Annotated in this window: 21 protein-coding genes; 10 read left to right on the forward strand and 11 right to left on the reverse strand. The window is 44.4% G+C overall.

The window, feature by feature from the left end; translation table 11 throughout:
- The first annotated feature begins 205 nt into the window (after positions 1-205).
- From treR to ARB69_RS01960, 9 genes are all read left to right on the forward strand, one after another.
- Positions 206-937 carry a trehalose operon repressor gene (treR, locus tag ARB69_RS01920; RefSeq protein ID WP_050639718.1) on the forward strand — a complete coding sequence of 244 codons (732 nt, stop codon included), beginning with the start codon at positions 206-208 and terminating at the stop codon, positions 935-937.
- A 21-nt stretch (positions 938-958) separates the two neighbouring features.
- Entirely contained in the window at positions 959-1,468 is a 510-nt protein-coding gene (locus ARB69_RS01925) for an SOS response-associated peptidase (protein WP_083486987.1), read from the forward strand.
- 110 nt (positions 1,469-1,578) lie between these two features.
- A complete protein-coding gene (locus tag ARB69_RS01930) occupies positions 1,579-2,913 on the forward strand; it encodes a replication-associated recombination protein A (protein ID WP_055150430.1) in 1,335 nt (444 codons plus the stop codon).
- A 65-nt stretch (positions 2,914-2,978) separates the two neighbouring features.
- Positions 2,979-3,221, forward strand: a complete 243-nt coding sequence (locus ARB69_RS01935; RefSeq protein ID WP_055150433.1) for a hypothetical protein — start codon at positions 2,979-2,981, stop codon at positions 3,219-3,221.
- Positions 3,221-3,526, forward strand: a complete 306-nt coding sequence (locus tag ARB69_RS01940) for a type II toxin-antitoxin system PemK/MazF family toxin (RefSeq protein ID WP_055150436.1) — start codon at positions 3,221-3,223, stop codon at positions 3,524-3,526. The genes ARB69_RS01935 and ARB69_RS01940 overlap by 1 nt, the downstream gene beginning before the upstream one ends.
- Positions 3,527-3,689: 163 nt before the next feature.
- A complete protein-coding gene (locus ARB69_RS01945; protein ID WP_157355600.1) occupies positions 3,690-3,998 on the forward strand; it encodes a hypothetical protein in 309 nt (102 codons plus the stop codon).
- A gap of 7 nt (positions 3,999-4,005) precedes the next feature.
- Positions 4,006-4,446 (forward strand): GNAT family N-acetyltransferase, encoded by a 441-nt coding sequence (locus ARB69_RS01950; protein WP_055150442.1) that lies wholly within the window; start codon positions 4,006-4,008, stop codon positions 4,444-4,446.
- A 118-nt stretch (positions 4,447-4,564) separates the two neighbouring features.
- Positions 4,565-4,762 carry a GNAT family N-acetyltransferase gene (locus ARB69_RS28175; protein ID WP_347562034.1) on the forward strand — a complete coding sequence of 66 codons (198 nt, stop codon included), beginning with the start codon at positions 4,565-4,567 and terminating at the stop codon, positions 4,760-4,762.
- 93 nt (positions 4,763-4,855) lie between these two features.
- Complete coding sequence (locus tag ARB69_RS01960; RefSeq protein WP_055150445.1) at positions 4,856-5,395, forward strand: DUF1697 domain-containing protein; 540 nt, start codon at positions 4,856-4,858, stop codon at positions 5,393-5,395.
- A 186-nt stretch (positions 5,396-5,581) separates the two neighbouring features.
- Here ARB69_RS01960 and ARB69_RS01965 read toward each other — a convergent pair whose 3' ends face one another.
- From ARB69_RS01965 to ARB69_RS01995, 7 genes are all read right to left on the reverse strand, one after another.
- Complete coding sequence (locus ARB69_RS01965) at positions 5,582-6,982, reverse strand: HAMP domain-containing sensor histidine kinase (protein WP_050639709.1); 1,401 nt, start codon at positions 6,980-6,982, stop codon at positions 5,582-5,584.
- The gene (locus ARB69_RS01970) at positions 6,982-7,677 is read right to left on the reverse strand and encodes a response regulator transcription factor (RefSeq protein ID WP_050639708.1); all 696 of its coding nucleotides are present in this window, start codon (positions 7,675-7,677) and stop codon (positions 6,982-6,984) included. The genes ARB69_RS01965 and ARB69_RS01970 overlap by 1 nt, the downstream gene beginning before the upstream one ends.
- Before the next feature lie 132 nt (positions 7,678-7,809).
- On the reverse strand, positions 7,810-8,343 hold the full coding sequence (locus tag ARB69_RS01975; protein WP_055150448.1) for a methylated-DNA--[protein]-cysteine S-methyltransferase: 534 nt from the start codon (positions 8,341-8,343) through the stop codon (positions 7,810-7,812).
- A complete protein-coding gene (locus tag ARB69_RS01980; protein ID WP_055150451.1) occupies positions 8,340-9,710 on the reverse strand; it encodes an MATE family efflux transporter in 1,371 nt (456 codons plus the stop codon). The genes ARB69_RS01975 and ARB69_RS01980 overlap by 4 nt, the downstream gene beginning before the upstream one ends.
- A 4-nt stretch (positions 9,711-9,714) precedes the next feature.
- Positions 9,715-10,155 (reverse strand): MarR family winged helix-turn-helix transcriptional regulator, encoded by a 441-nt coding sequence (locus tag ARB69_RS01985; RefSeq protein ID WP_055150454.1) that lies wholly within the window; start codon positions 10,153-10,155, stop codon positions 9,715-9,717.
- Between the two features lie 248 nt (positions 10,156-10,403).
- Positions 10,404-11,498, reverse strand: a complete 1,095-nt coding sequence (locus tag ARB69_RS01990) for an aldo/keto reductase (RefSeq protein ID WP_055150457.1) — start codon at positions 11,496-11,498, stop codon at positions 10,404-10,406.
- Positions 11,499-11,545: 47 nt separating this feature from the next.
- Positions 11,546-12,307: a glucose 1-dehydrogenase gene (locus ARB69_RS01995; RefSeq protein ID WP_055150460.1), complete on the reverse strand. Its 762-nt coding sequence runs from the start codon at positions 12,305-12,307 to the stop codon at positions 11,546-11,548.
- Between the two features lie 182 nt (positions 12,308-12,489).
- Between ARB69_RS01995 and ARB69_RS02000 the strand changes: the two genes are divergently transcribed.
- Entirely contained in the window at positions 12,490-12,915 is a 426-nt protein-coding gene (locus ARB69_RS02000) for a MerR family transcriptional regulator (protein WP_055150463.1), read from the forward strand.
- 88 nt (positions 12,916-13,003) lie between these two features.
- Here the strand turns inward: ARB69_RS02000 and ARB69_RS02005 are convergent, their stop codons facing one another.
- The 4 genes from ARB69_RS02005 to ARB69_RS02020 form a co-directional block, all read right to left on the reverse strand.
- Complete coding sequence (locus ARB69_RS02005) at positions 13,004-14,083, reverse strand: hypothetical protein (RefSeq protein WP_055150466.1); 1,080 nt, start codon at positions 14,081-14,083, stop codon at positions 13,004-13,006.
- A 2-nt stretch (positions 14,084-14,085) separates the two neighbouring features.
- The gene (locus ARB69_RS02010; protein ID WP_050639703.1) at positions 14,086-14,841 is read right to left on the reverse strand and encodes a hypothetical protein; all 756 of its coding nucleotides are present in this window, start codon (positions 14,839-14,841) and stop codon (positions 14,086-14,088) included.
- Positions 14,829-15,521: an ABC transporter ATP-binding protein gene (locus ARB69_RS02015; protein ID WP_055150469.1), complete on the reverse strand. Its 693-nt coding sequence runs from the start codon at positions 15,519-15,521 to the stop codon at positions 14,829-14,831. Before ARB69_RS02015 ends, ARB69_RS02010 begins: the two co-directional genes overlap by 13 nt.
- 371 nt (positions 15,522-15,892) lie before the next feature.
- Positions 15,893-16,504: a TetR/AcrR family transcriptional regulator gene (locus tag ARB69_RS02020; protein WP_050639701.1), complete on the reverse strand. Its 612-nt coding sequence runs from the start codon at positions 16,502-16,504 to the stop codon at positions 15,893-15,895.
- Positions 16,505-16,531: the final 27 nt, after the last annotated feature.

Genomic DNA, 16,531 nt, shown 5'->3' on the forward strand with positions numbered 1-16,531 from the left:
ATCACATTCCTATTTATCTTACCATTAATTTACTATAATAAAAAATTATTTATTATTATTATATGATAAAATATAATTATTGTTGTTATTTTCTCTCCGCAGATAAACACCAACCTTCCCTCACAAAGACTTGACATCTCTGTCCTATGAATTATAATAAAATTAGATGTTTAAACAAGTATGCCAATATAAAGGAAAATATACCATGCCAAAAGCAAAATTTGAATCCATATACAAGGATCTGAAACAAAAAATAGAAAACGGTGAATACCCTTATCAGGAGCTGCTGCCCTCTGAAAATACAATGGTGGACATATACAGCAGTTCCCGGAACACAATCCGGCGTGCCGTCCTGGAACTGGCAGAGCAGGGCTATGTACAGTCCCTGCACGGAAAGGGAGTCCGCGTAATCTATCAGCCGGTGGATCAGGCTGATTTTACGCTGGGGGGGATCGAAAGTTTTAAGGAATCCGCAGAGAGAAACCACCGGAAGACTTCCACGAAAGTCATTCAGTTCACAGAAATCACGGCCGATGCCCGAGTATCGGCAAATACAGGCTTTGCCGTGGGAAGCGAGCTGTATTATATTCAGCGGGTCCGTTATTTGGAGGATAAGGCACTGATCCTGGATATTAATATGTTTCTCAAATCTCTTGTGCCGGGGCTTACAAAAAAAATCGCGGAAAAATCCATTTATGAATATATTGAAAATGAACTGGGAATGGCTATTGTAACCAGTAAGAGAAAGATGACCGTGGAGCGTGCTACCGAAATCGACGAAAAGTATCTGGAACTGAACGATTATAACTGCCTTGCAGTTATCAGCGGCCAGACATTTAATTCTGACGGTATCATGTTTGAGTTTACCCAGTCCAGGCACCGCCCCGATTATTTCTGCTTCCAGGATACTGCAACCAGAAAGCGGGGGCCTGTATAACATCTGAGAGGAGTTTGAGACATGTGCGGACGTTATTATATTGACGACGAGACAGCCCCCGTCATTACCGGGCATCACAATGAATTTGCAGAGGAGCTGTTTACCTGGGGATTCCCCGGATTCGGCAGTAAAAGCCTGATTATCAATGCCCGGGCCGAGACTGCTATGGAAAAAAGAACGTTTAAAGACAGTGTACGTACCAGGAGGTGTGCCGTACCCGCCACTGGATTTTATGAATGGAATTCCGAAAAAGAAAAATATACCTTTCAGAACCCGGACGGCAGCATCTGCTTTCTGGCCGGGTTCTATAAGGAATATGAGGAAGGCCCCCGCTTTGTGATCCTGACAACAGAGGCCAACGATTCTATGAAGAGCGTACACAACCGGATGCCGCTGGTCCTTGACAGGCAGGAGCTGGACGCCTGGCTGTTTGACGATGATCAGACGGAGCTGATTCTCAGAAAAGTTCCCGGCCCACTGAAAAAAGACACCGAATACGAACAGCAGAGCCTGCCATTTACCAACATGTAAACAGCTCTGCCAGACATTTTCCCTTCCGGGATGTTCCGCTTTACACCGACCGGCGTCTGATTATAGACCGGCAGGCATCCCGCCAGATGTTGAAACAGGAGATGAACATTATGGAACAAATGAATTTATTTGACGACCGCAGGCAGACGGCCCCTCTTGCCAGCCGCCTGCGTCCGGATACGCTCAAAGATTTTGTGGGGCAGGAGCATTTGCTCGGAAAGGGGAAGATCCTCCGGCAGCTGATCGAACGGGACCAGATCTCTTCTATGATATTCTGGGGGCCTCCGGGTGTTGGCAAGACCACTCTTGCCAGCATTATCGCCGGACAGACAAAAGCTGATTTTATTAATTTCAGCGCCGTTACCAGCGGAATAAAAGAAATCAAAGAAGTCATGAATCAGGCCGAACAGAGCCGGCGCATGGGAATTCGTACCGTTTTGTTCGTAGACGAGATCCATCGATTTAACAAAGCCCAGCAGGATGCATTTCTGCCTTTCGTCGAGAAGGGCAGCATTATACTCATTGGCGCTACGACTGAAAATCCATCTTTTGAAGTCAATGCCGCTCTGCTCTCCCGCTGCCGCGTTTTTGTACTGAAAGCACTGGAAGAAAAGGATCTGGTGAAACTTTTGGGCCATGCCCTGGTGAGTCCTTCCGGTTTCGGCGGTCAGAATGTACATATTACGCCTGCCCAGATTGAGGCCATCGCTGCTTTTGCAAATGGAGACGCCAGAACGGCCCTGAACACACTGGAGATGGCGGTGCTGAATGGAGAAATCAGCGCAGCCGGAATCACGGTAACGAATGAGGGGCTGGAACAGTGTATCAGCAAAAAATCACTCCTCTATGATAAAAATGGAGAAGAACATTATAACCTGATCTCTGCTCTGCATAAATCCATGAGAAACAGTGATCCCGATGCGGCTATCTACTGGATGATGCGAATGCTGGAGGGCGGGGAGAATCCCCTCTATATTGCCCGCCGCCTGATCCGTTTTGCCAGCGAGGACATCGGAATGGCGGACAGCCATGCCCTGCAGGTTACGGTAGCTGCGTATCAGGCCTGTCATTTTCTGGGCATGCCGGAATGCGACGTGCATCTCACACACGCGGTCACTTATCTCTCTCTTGCTCCAAAGTCGAACGCACTCTATACCGCATGTGAAGACTGTAAAAAGGATGTCCGCAATCTGCGGGCCGAACCGGTTCCTCTGCAGATCCGCAATGCGCCTACCCGCCTGATGAAAGAACTGGAGTACGGAAAAGGATATGAATATGCGCACGATACGGAAGAAAAATTGACGCACATGCAGTGCATGCCGGATTCCCTGAAAGACCGGCACTATTATCATCCGACCGGACAAGGGGAGGAACTGCAGGTTAAAAAGAGGTTCGAAGCGATCCGGAAATGGAAAGGGGATATGCCTCCCTCAGGAGATATATAAATAGTTGATTCATTTACGTCAATGGTATATACTATGTATATACCATAACAAATGGAGGTGTTTTTATGCAGTTACAAGTTAAGGCATGGGGCAATAGTCAGGGAATACGCATCTCGAAAGATATCCTGCAGGAAGCAGATATTTCTATTGATGATGTATTAGATGTTAAAGTAGCCAACGGTATGATCACGCTGGTTAAACCATTCAGACATAAAACACTTGAAGAAAGAGCTGCCGAGTTTCAGGGAAAACTAAATTTGGACGGCGAGTATGACTGGGGTGAAACCGTAGGAAGAGAGGTTTGGTAATGAAAGAAACGTTACATCAGGGTGACATCGTCAAAATAGAAAGAATTAAGAGTCCTGTACTTGTTACGAGTAAGGACTTTTTTAATCAAACCGGCGAAATTATTGGCTGTCCTATTTTTCAAGATAGTGTGCCCAGCCCTCTCCATATTAAGATTAAAGCAGACAGCATGGAGGGATATGTCCAATGCGAAAAATTAGCTTTATTAGATCTTAATGTGAGAGGGTTTTTAAAAACAGATAGTATTTCGATGGCAGATATCATCAATATAACGGATGCGATACAAGGCATTTTTGATTATGTATAAACTGTATTGAACAAGTAAATGACCATTGCCATACAAGTATCACACGCAATCGTAGATGGTTATCATGTTGCATTGTTTTTTGAAAATTACAGGAAGAATTGAATGTTGGATAATATCAAATTTCAGTTTGTAGGATTGGGAAATTTGAATCGATGGAGATATCATGATGAAAGAGATAATCGCTTATGAGTTGTCATTTAAAGAAGCCTTAGAATACCATAATGATATACTTTGTGTTCCCTTCCAAGAAAAATATTGGGATGAATACATGCGGATTTATAATGAATGTTTCTATGAAATGAGAAAAGATTTGGAGATTGAACCAATTAATTATTATTCTAAATATTCTCAAATGAGCGATAAAATAAACACTACTTTTATTTACCTGCAAAACGGAGTTATAGCAGGGGCTGTTACTTGTTTTGGAAATGAAATCGACGAACTGATTGTCAGAAAGCCATTTCAAAGGTAGGTGAATAATGAATATCAAAAAAGTTACAGGTGAAAAAAAAGAATATATTGATTTGCTGTTGTTGGCTGATGAGCAGGAAAGTATGATAGACAAATACCTTGAAAAAGGCGAAATGTTTGTTCTGGATGATAATGGCATAAAAGCTGAATGTGTGATAACCAATGAAAACGATGGCATTTATGAGCTTAAAAACATTGCAGTGCTGCCCGAATGTCAACGTAAAGGCTACGGGAAAAACCTGATAGAATTTTTATTTAATTCTTATTCCGACTGCACTGTTCTGTATGTTGGTACTGGAGACTGTCCTTCGGCCCTATCTTTTTATAAAAAATGTGGTTTTACAGAATCCCATAGAATTAAGAACTTTTTTGTAGATAATTACGATCACCCAATGTTTGAAGATGGAATACAACTGGTTGATATGGTTTATCTGAAAAGAGAACGATAAATCCCCAATTATTTGAAAGTTCAACAGCATAGAAATGGGGAGTTGACGGAGGAATAAATCAAATGAATTATAAAATAATACGTCTAATAGAAATGCCTGAAATAAAGAATCAAGCTGCATTGGAGTTGCCGGTGCCTTATTGAATTATGTATGTATGGACATGAAGGAGAAAGGAATTGATACCTTATATCTTATAACAAATCACACCTCTTTTTATGAGCGTTATGGCTGGGAATTTTTTTGTATGGTTCAGGGAGATGGCGAACCCGAGATTACAAGAGCGTATAGGATGTATATACATAGAAGCAGCATCTGAGCGGCATCCTAATTAGAAGTGTGATTTCCGATAGGAGAAGCCATTAGCTGACGATTCCAAATAATAACTCGGTGTTTAGAAAGGAAATCTCATATGAAAAGATATATTGCCTTGTTAAGGGGAATAAATATTGGCGGTAAAAACAAGATAGACATGAGTAAATTAAAAGAGGCATTTGCAGAACTTGGTTTTACAGATATTACAACTTATCTTAATAGTGGTAATGTAATCTTTTCAAGTGTTATTGATGATAAAAACGTTCTTTCCAACAAAGTTAAACGAATAATAAAAGATAGATTTGATTTAGATATTCCAGTTTTTATTGTTTTGCAGGAAAAATTAAAAGAACTATTAATTAATGCTCCTGATTGGTGGGGAGATAGTAATAAGGAAATATACGACAACATTATATTTCTTTTGCCCCCTTTATCTTATGAAGAGTTTTTTGATGAAATCGGCAAGCCGAAGGCGGAATATGAGAAAGTGCATAATTACAAAAATGTAATTTTCTGGTCATTTAGCCGGAAGGATTATCAGAAAACAAATTGGTGGTCAAAGACAGCCAGTGCAAATGTTAAGGACAAGATTACAATACGAACAGCAAATACTGTAAGAAAAATAGTTGGGCTGTGATATAAAGCAGCAAGGCCGTTTGAAAGCTGATAGCCTGACAGCATCCAGTCTTCTCTATTGCAACAGAGATCGTTGAGAGTACAATTTTCATTTGGAAAACAAAGGCCCTGCAGTACTTTTATCCAGCTGGCACAGTGCTGCAAAAGTACTGCAGGATCTCTGTTGCATGATCCTATACATCATCATTCAAAGTGTAATCTTAAACCGGTTTTTCCCCTCCTCATAAGCATACTCGATCGTTCCGCTCAGCTTGCCCACAATCTTCCTGGCTATGGCAAGCCCCAGCCCGGTTCCGCCTTTGGATATTCTTGCTTTATCCCCGCGCACAAACGGATCAAACAGAATCGGGCGGATATCTTCTGCAACCGCCTCCCCGTCATCCTGTACAATAATCTCCGCTCTTCCCCCTGATTCCCTGACGGTGATCCAGGCTCCCTGCCCGGTCCGGTTGTATTTTCCAATATTACTTAGAAGATTTTCAATGACTCTGGTAAACTCTTTTCTGTCAACAGCCGCCGTAATTGGAGTCTCCGGGATCTCAATATGCATCTCAATTCCCTTGTCTTCCAGCTCTTCATAGTATTCGGCGCATGCTGAGCGCACCAGCTCGCAGAGGTCTGTCTGTTCCGGCTCCAGCTCATATTCCGGGTTGTCCAGCTTCAGCAGCAGGAACATTTCATTGACAAGCACATCCACCCTGGCCGCCTTTTTGTCTATAATCCGATAGCATTCCTTCAAGTCTTCCGCCTTTACCAGCCCTTCCTCCAGCGCATTTGCATAACTTTTAATCGTAGAGACAGGGGTTTTGATGTCATGGGACAATTCCAGCAGCATACGGTTTTTCTTTTCTTCGCTGATCCGTTTTTCCCGCTTCTCCTCTTCCAGGCGTTCCGTCATGATGTTAAAACTATCACGTATCTCCTCGAACTCACGCTGTGCACGAAAATCCAGCCGCACCTGATCCACACCGTTTTTAATCACCTGCTCCATTCCACCGGTGATCTCCCTCAATGGCCTGCGTATCTTTCTGGATAGATAACGGCTCATCAGAAAGCAATTGCCGGCAAAGAACAGTACAAACAATAAAAGAAACCCGACGGTCAGCTTCCTGCCCTGTTGGCTGCTCCCTGCATTATAATTATAAGTCATTGACAGCGCCTTCCGGTCTATTTTAATTAAATAATAGAAAGTTTGTCCCCCTTTTTTCACCGTCTTTATAAATCCTCTGTAATCCTTTGCTGAGGCAGTCGTTTCTAGATAATTATCGGTCACCAGATATTCGTAGATCTCTTCCTGGGTATACGACTTTGGTTCATCCAGTTTATCTCCGTATACCTCCAGAACGCGATAGTCTTCATCCAGCTTTTCAATCCAGCCGCCATTTTTTTCAAGTACACTCAGATTCTGGATTTTGCCGCTGCCGTCCACCATATCATAGGGCGCCAGAGTCTCGATACTGCCGCCCCCGATGCCAATCAGTATCCCGAACATGCATACGTTCAGTCCTATTACCAGAAAGACAGCAAAGAGAACATAACTGCCCACCAGCTGCCTGAATACGCTGCCTGACTTTTTTCTCTTTCTCATCACGTCTCCCTCTCCATCTTGTAACCCAGGCCCTTTACTGTCTTAATCTGAGGCGGCTGCCCGCCCGACTGCTCCAGCTTGCCCCTCAGGTTGCTGATATGTACCATAACAGTATTGTCGTCCCCCGCGTAGGAATCCTCCCACACGCTTTCAAAAATCTGCTGTTTTGTAAAGATCCTTCCCGGCTGTCCCATGAACAGCTTTAAAATCTTAAACTCCGTGGATGTCAGCTCTACTGCCCTGCCGTCCAGCTCCACTGTCCCTTCCTCTTCGCTGAGCAGCAGTCCCCTGAGACGGAGCACTTCCCTGGCCTGCTTTGTTTCTTCACGGTAGTCATAATTTCTTCTGAGCTGCGCTTTGATACGTGCCACAACCTCCAGAGGATTAAAAGGTTTTGTGATGTAATCATCCGCCCCCAGTTCCAGTCCCAGGATCTTATCATAATCCTCACTCTTCGCAGTCAGCATTATCGCCGGAATCCGGCTGGTCTCCCTGATCTTTCTGAGAACCGCATATCCGTCCAGCCCTGGCATCATAATATCCAGAAGTACAAGGTGTACTTCCTCCCTCCGGAAGATTTCCATTGCCTCGATCCCGTCCTTCGCCTTTCTGATCCCGATATGTTCTCTGTCCAGATATAGTTCCAGTACATCCAGAAGCTCTGCCTCATCGTCCGCCGCCAGAATTGTATACATTATCCATTCCTCCCATTTCGCTGTGAATCCGGTATTCCTATGTAAAATAGCATACCCAAAGGGCACCCCGTAACTCATGCCCTTTGGGTATAACATATTACTCCGATTTTACGTGACCGCGCTATTCCCGGATTATACTGCCGTTCCTGTTTTTGGAACAAAACATGTCGACATATCTGCTTTTTCCAGTGTCAGCAACTGCACCTTTTTCTCGATCCCGCCTGCATAACCCGTCAAACTTCCGTTGGTTCCGACTACTCTGTGGCAGGGTATTATCAAAGAAATGGCATTGTGCCCAACGGCGCCTCCGACTGCCTGTGCCGACATTTTATCGAGGCCTTTTTGCTTTGCAATCCTGTCCGCGATCCCGCCGTAGGTCATCGTCTGCCCGTAGGGAATGGTAAGCAGAATTTCCCATACTGCTTTGCGGAAGGGCGTGGTTTGCATCAATAACGGCGGTGTAAAATCCGGCTCTTTTCCGCTGAAATAAATGTCCAGCCAGCGTTTTGCTTCATCAAAAACAGCCAGCTCCTTTTCTTCACAGTTTTCTGGAAGTGTAACACCAAAATATTTCTGCCCGTCAAACCAAAGACCTGTTATCGCTGTTCCGCTGCTTGAAATCGTAATGCCCCCCAATGGGGAATTATAATGATATACGTAAATCATTGCATTACACCTCCAAATAAGTTCTTCTGCTTTTTTCTGAACCATATAAAACAACATGCAAAAAATGCAATTCCCCAAACCGTTGCGATCGGCGTGGCTAATCCTACATATGTCAGTGATGAACCCGGCAGCCTTGACATAAAAAGAGAGACAGGAATCCGAATGCACAGAGCTGAGATGATTCCCTGGAACATGACAGGCTTTGACACCCCATTTCCATTAAAGTATCCGATGCTGCTGAACAATACACAGGTCAGGATACATTCAGGGCAGTATCCTTTCAGATAAGCGGCGCTCTGCGCAATAACTTCCTGATCACCGGAAAATATGGAAGAAATAAGCTCTCCGCCAAAAAAGCTGAATAAAAACATAAAAACTCCCACTATACCGCCGCCAAGCATAGCCGTATAGAATCCCTTGAATGCGCGTTTATGTTTGCCTGCACCAACATTTTGTGCAACGAATGCGGACACACTTTGCATAACAGAAACAGGAACCAGCAGCATAAAGGAAACCAACTTCTGTGCAACTCCATAGCCTGCTGATGGCATCAGCCCCATACCATTAATAATAGAATTAATCACCAGAAACGAAATCTGTACCGTTGTCTCCTGCAAAGCAATGGGGACTCCAACCCGCAGAATTTTCCTCAGCTCCGTTTCGGATACCCTCAGCTGCTGTTTTGAAAAAATAATGCCCAGATTCTTCCGTCTTAAAACCGCTAATGATATGATTACCGATACCAACTGTGCAAGAACCGTTGCCAGTGCGGCTCCGACAACATCCATATGTAAGACTCCCACAAAAAATAAATCTCCGATAATATTTACCACGCATGCTATCCCAACAAATAGAAACGGCAGATTCGCATTTCCAACACCTCTGAGGATACTGCTAATGACATTATAAGCAATAATAACAATAATACCACCCGAACAAATCTGAATATATTGAATTGTCTTCTCCACTGATTCTGCCGGCACCTGAAGGATATGCACGATATTTTCCGCAAATACTTCCAGCAGTATGGTCACTATGATACCGAGTGCCCCAAACATAATAATGGTTGTGCCGACCGTATCCCCCGCCGCCTTTGGGTTCCTCTCCCCAATATGCTGACCGATAATGACCGTGGAACCCATAGCCAGACTTGTAATGATAAATGTAATCATATTCATAAATACACTGCCTGTGCCTACTGCTGAGATACTTGCCGCATCGCCAAATATTCCGACGATCAGCAAGTCAACCGCTCCATATGCCGCCTGCAGAACCAATGCGCCCAAAACGGGAACCGCAAATTTTATAAGCGCAATTCCCACAGAACCTTCCGTAAATGAAATTTCTTTTTTCCCTTTTGCTTCCATAATTTTAATTCTCCAATCCCGGCATCGTTTTCTGCAGTCTTGTGATAGTCTGGACTGTCTGCTCTACTTGATCTGTTGAAATATCAGCGAGGTTATCTGCCCATTTACCATGAAACTCCAGAACATACTTTTTTACATATTCATCTCCCTTATCGGTCAGTTTCAGTAATATAGTGCGCTTATCCTGTGACTTTGTGAGTTTTCTTATCAGCTCCCTTTCTTCCAGTTCTTTTACCAGCTTGGTAACGCTTGGCAAAGTAATGTTTAATATCCTGCTTATATCACTCACGCAGCATTCTTCCTGCTGAACCTCCAGTTTATAAATCACGTGTAATACGTGGATATGGCGGGGTTTGATCCCCTTTGGGAGTTCAGGAAGAGTTTCAATAATTTTCTTGGCGACGAAACAGCTGTCTAATAGTTTTTCCAACTCTTTTGCAATCATAGGGTTCTCCTCTCCCTAAAATGTTTATTAAAAGTAATTACTAATAGTAATAGTATAGATGTCGTAGAAGTTTGTCAAGTATATCTGTTCTTCTCTATAAGAATTTAAGTCTATTCATAGTCCACCGGTTTTTCTTTGCTTAACAGTATTTGTATTAATAGCATCGCTTCCCTCCTCTCCCCATATTCATTAAACAAAAAAGACACCCTGTATCGCTACAAGGCATCCATGTTCGCTGTTATACCGTTTCATTTCCCGAAGTATTTTTTGATATCTTCCATACGCTCCATCTGCATCACCTGAAAGGGGCATCTTTTATTGCAGTGTCCACAGCCTATGCAGTCTGACGCCGTCTTTTCCAAGGTGAGATAATGTTCTCTTGCCAGAGTGTCTCCCAGCAGCGCCAGGTCATAATATTTATTGATCAACCCGATATCGAGGCCGGCCGGGCAAGGATGGCAATGCCTGCAGTACACACATTTTCCAACCGATTCATCCGGCGCAAGGGAACTGATCACCGAATAATCCCGTTCCTCTTCTGTTGTATTAAAATAAGCCAGTATTTCCTTCAGCTCCCGTTTGTCAGCGGGACCTCCAAGGACTGTCAGGACACCTGGTTTATCAAGTGCATACTGAATACACTGAGCAGTGGTCAGCGCCCGGTGGAAGGGGGATTTTTTTGCATCAAGGAGCTGCCCGGCATTAAATGGTTTCATAACTGAAATGCCAACGCCCTCCTTCTCGCAGCGGCGGTACAGCTTCTGTCTTTCGTCATCGCTTCCAATTGCATAGTCTCCCTGCCCATAGTCATACATTGGATTGATGGAAAACATCAGCATATCAAGAATATTTTTGTCCAACACCCTGTTTGCCAGTTCCGGAGCATGGGTGGAAAGGCCGATATGCTTTACCACTCCCTGCGCCTTTAAATCCGTGATAAACCTAAGCACGCCGTTCCTTTCATAAGTGATCAGGTCCGTCTCTTCATCAATGCAATGGATAAAACCAAAATCAATATGACCTGTTCTCAGATTATCAAGCTGCCAGTCAATGGATTTTTTGACTGTATTCAGATTGGTTGTCCATCCATATTCGCCGGTCACATAATCTGCCCCAAAATGAACTTGCAGCATTGCCTCTTTTCTTCGCCCCTCTAAGGCTTTCCCATACGCAGGAAAGATACTTGCGTGTCCACCGGCCATATCAAAATAATTGATTCCCGCATCCAATGCATACTGCACGGTTTCAATTATATCCTTTTCCGCCTGCTCACCTATCACAGACGCCCCCATACCGATGACACTGATTGGTTCACCGCCATGAGGCAGTTTACGATATTCCATTTATCATCCTCCACCTTTCATTCTTCCCAAGTACGTTCATCATCTTATTAAATAATGGTATATCCGCCATCAACTGCGATGGACTGCCCAATCACAAATGTGGATGCAGAACTGCAAAGCCACAAAACGACATCTGCAACTTCCTCTGCACGACCCAGGCGGCCGATAGGCGCAAGCGCTGCTCCTTCTTCCCTTGAGAAATCACCAGTTTTGACCATCGTTTCAACCATTGGTGTCTCGATAACCCCTGGACAGACCGCATTAATCCGGATGCCCTTTGGCGCATATTCAATAGCAGCACTCTTCGTCATACCCAGAACACCATGTTTCGCTGCATGATATGCCGCACGTCCCGGATTACCAACCAGCCCTCCTAAAGAAGAACAGTTCACAATTGCTCCGCTGCCTTGAATTCTCATTTGCTTCAATTCATATTTCATACAAAGCCAGACTGAGCGAAGGTCAATATTCATGATACGGTCATATTCTTCCTCTTCAAGATCAGCAATATCAGTCATGGGACTGTTTACACCCGCATTATTATAAGCGGCATCTAAGCGGCCGAATGTTTCAACCGCCTTATCTACCATTGCTTTTACCTGCGCTTCATTGCTAACATCACAGGCAACGGCAATTGCCCTGTAATTACGGTCTGCCAAATCCTTTGCCGCTTTCATAACCAGTTCCTCATTCTTATCTGCAAGTACTACAGATGCCCCTGCTTCTGCAAATTTCATTGCGGCCGCAAGACCCATGCCGCCCGCCGCGCCTGTTACTAATGCCGCTTTACCTTCAAATGTAATTTCCACGTTAATAATCTCCTTCTCTGATTACTATATTTCATTTATAGCCAGAACATATTGGCTAACTGTATTAGCGTTTAAAATAAATGTTCTTGACTTTTGGTTATATGCAATATAACATTAAAGTTGAGTTTAAGGTCAAGGTCTATTTTAAAATTTTATTATTTTATTGAAAGCAGGGATACGTTATGAAGAATTATACGATCAAAGACGCCGCTAAAAAGATGAATGTTCCGGCAAGTACCATTCGATACTATGATAAATCCGGTCTTCTTCCATTTATGGAGCGCTCCGAATCAGGGTATCGGCTTTTCACGGAAAAGGATATTGCAACTCTCCGAATCATAGATTGTCTCAAAAAAACAGGAATGCCAATAAAGGAAATCCGGCAGTTTTCTGAATGGCTGCAGGAGGGGGACGCATCATTGCAGCAAAGATATGAAATGTTCCTGGAACGGAAAAGAGCGGTTGAATCACAAATGGCAGAACTGCAGGAAATCATGGATACCATTAAACACAAATGCTGGTACTATGAAACCGCAATTGCCGCAGGAACTGAAAAAATACATTCCATAGATATTCCAAATGACCAACTGGCTTGCGAGACAAAATAAAAATCTCTTGGGAGTATAAAATAAAGTGTGTAAGTTACCGGTAAATTACACACTTTATTTTATACTCCCTATCCGCTCCTGGAAATTCTCATCTGCTTTCCACAGCCCGATCTATCAGTTCATCCAGGCTCAATGTAAAGTCCAACTCCGCCTTCCAGTCCGGATTCAATCTATCCAGGATAAGGCATTTAGCCATCCCGGTGCGGTAGTATTTTCCTCTGCCGCCCTCAAAAGCATCCAGTGTATCCAGATAGCGTTTCTGGTATTCTTTCTCTCCCTTAAGGGCTTTCAGGACATTCCCTTCTACATAGTATGCCGTTCCCTCCGTCAGCTCACACCGCTGTTCTGCAGTAATTGCTTCCGGAGACATATTTTCCCGCCGCTGCCTTTGCAGCTCCTTATATTGCAATATAACTGCTTTCATCTTATCAGTGTCCTTCTCTTCAGCTGCTGCGTTCAAAAGCTGCATTTCCTTTTCCAAGCGCTGCTTCTGCACTTTATTCTGATCCACTTCTTTTACAAAAAGGGCTTCGTCCGAATCACCGGTTTCCTTCCCGCTTTGCTCCAGTTCTTTCTCCATTTCGGCGGGTGACAGGTCCTCCCCCAGAATCTTGTAATGACTGAGCTGCCATGCATGGAATGCCTCGTGCCAGATTGTAGCAATCTGCTCTTTCTCTCCATATCCGCTTCCTGACACCATACCTTCTACGCCTCCCGCCAGGGACAGCAGGCCATTGAACCGCTCCAGCGTGGGAATGATTACTTCATAGTGGTCTCCCACCGGATATGCCGTCCCCGCAAATGTTTCGAGTACCGGGGAACGCTTTTCTATGCTGCCCTTGTAAAATACGTAGTCTGCTTTTCCATCGTACATGGCAACCGGATAATCCTCCAGCCTGAAATTAGAAAAGCCCAGTTTATCTGCCTGTTCCTGTTCTTCCAGTGCTTTGCTGTAAATCTGCTTCTCCTGGATTCCGATTCCCCGGTCTGCCGTAAAAATCCAGCCTGCCAACAGTGCTGTTCCGGCTGCGGCTGCGATCACCTTCTGTACACTGATCCGTTTTTTGCTGATCCTCTTTATGCTATCCTTCTTTGTACTGGTCTTCTCTGTGCTGTCTTTTTTTATACCAGGCATCTCTGTGCCTGCCTTTTTCATATTTTTCTTCATCTCTACGCCTCCTTTCTGCGGAACAGATACAGCAGCAACCCACATACGTAGAGAACCAGAAGACCGCCCAGTATGCTGTGGATCTGAATACTTTTGCCGGAAAGAAACCTTCCCGCCTGTGACTCCACTGCGTACAGATCCGGTATTAGAAACAGGATACCGCGCAGTACCTGCCGTGCCAGGCCGGATACAATTCCTGACAGAGTTTCCAAAACGGGATGCATTGTTCCCGCCAGCATGAACGCTGCGGCAAGCACTCCTGCTGCCATTGAGGGCAAAATCAGGCTGACCGCGCTTGCAAACAGGCTCACGGCCGCCGTGCTGACTGAAAAGAGCAAAAATGCAGGGACACATTTTGCAAGAACCGCATATTCCCCTTTGACTACCGCAAATATCATGACTCCGGCATACAGGATGAATAAAGCGCCCAAGGAACTGATAATGCCTGCAAGGGCAAGCTGCCCGTGATATTTCCACTGGCTGATGCCGCGGATCCAGACCAGATGGCTGGTTTTTCTCTCATATTCATTCGGTATCGTCCGCAGACTAAGCGCAATGGCGATCCCACCGCCGATTACGGAGACCACATTCAGCACTAAGGGCATCATCATACTGAATTCGGTCACCGGCACGCCGTTTATGGACAGTGTCGCCGCTCCGCTCATACACATCATGACTATCAGAATACCGATTACAAGTACAACATAAATATCTTTTCTTCTTATCCGCTCTCTTAAAGCATTTTTCATGATTCCCATCTCTCTGCTCCTCCGATCTTCTCTACAAATATCTCTTCCAGGCTTCTCCTGTCTTTTCCCTTTTCCCATTCATGGAGCAGGCAGCCTTTTTTCATAATAATTCCTCTGTCGCACACACGCTCAATGTCATTGAGGATATGGGAATTGATGATAATTGTTTTCCCCTCTATCTTTAAGCATTGAATCGTATGCATCATCTCAACACGCCCCAGCGCGTCCAGGCCGGCAGAGGGCTCATCCAGGATCAGAAGCTCCGGATCCCCCAGCAGGGCCTGTGCCAGAGCCAGCCGCTGCAGCATCCCTTTGGAATAATCTTTCACCCTCGTCTTGCTTTCTTCCAGCCCCGCCCGCTTGAGCAATTCGGGAATCTGTTTATTCAACTCTGCCTTCGGTATCTTTTGAAGGCCTCCGTAGAATTCCAGCACCTCCCGGCCGTTCAGGAACGGATGAAAATACGGAGTCTCCGGGGAATACCCGATCCGGATCCCCTCCTCTATCTCCACCTTTCCCGCATCCTTTGGGATCAGGTTCAGAATCATTTTTATGGTGGTCGTCTTGCCCGCGCCGTTGCTTCCGAGCAGGGCAAAGACTTCGCCTCTGCGGACAGAAAAACTCAGATTGTTGACTGCACACTGCTTTTGGTATATTTTTTTCAGATTGCTGCATGATAACATGTTCATATGTAACCTCCCTTGTTAAGATACATTCATCTTACGGCGGCACCTTAAAGAGAAGATAAATGCAACCTAAAGTTAACCTTAATGTTGAAGAGGAGAAGCGAATTCAAAGGGAAACCATACTCCCAACTAAACCGTGTTTCATATGTCACAGTCCGGCTATTTTCAGAAAATCCGTACACAAAAAAGAGAACATGCTGATACATACCGCTTTTGGCCCGAATACTGCTTGTTGTATTCGAACCGCATACGGCATCGGAATTTGTTTGGTAAAATAAATTCCGCCCAGCATGTTCTCTTTTTTACTCCAATGGGTTCCCACCCGCACACCCGATTTGCCTTCCGTTTCTTGCACACCCGGAAGATCTGGCCGGTCAGCTGTGCTCTAATAATAGATATCCTTTGATGATTTTGTACGTTTCCTCTTTCAACTTATCATAGTTTACAGAGTCATGGTTATTGAATGCTTTTTCCTGCGCTAATGCCTCAATCAGTATATAAACGAGATAATATTTTTCAGACAAGTTATCTGTTTTAATCTTATGTGCTGCTAATGCTTCCACAACCGCAGCCATAAAAGTATCTTCAAAGTGGCTGAACTTTTCCATGATTTCCTTATCTTCTAACTGCATGTTAGCCAGTTCTATTAAGGCTGTATAGGAACCTTGATAGATTTCAATTAAGACATCAATGCACCGGTCTAAAAATGAGTCAATGCTGAAAGGTTCCACGGAACTGCCAAGTGATTCGAGGAGCTCATTAAAATACTCTCCCTCAAGAAAATCCTTAAAAGCCGCAATAAATATATCTTTTTTATCCTTAAAATAGCTGTATAGAGCGCCGGTAGATATCCCCGCCCTCTGGCAGATATGTGTCGTCGTGGTAGCATAGTAGCCTTGTTCGCAAAACAGTTCAAATCCGGCCTTAATAATCTTGTTCTTTTTCTCTATGGAACGGGTCTGCTGAGGTTTTCTAATATCTGGCATATAATGATTCACCTGCTTTCCGGAATA

The sequence above is a fragment of the Faecalicatena contorta genome, from assembly GCF_001404335.1.
Classification (GTDB): domain Bacteria; phylum Bacillota; class Clostridia; order Lachnospirales; family Lachnospiraceae; genus Faecalicatena; species Faecalicatena contortus_B.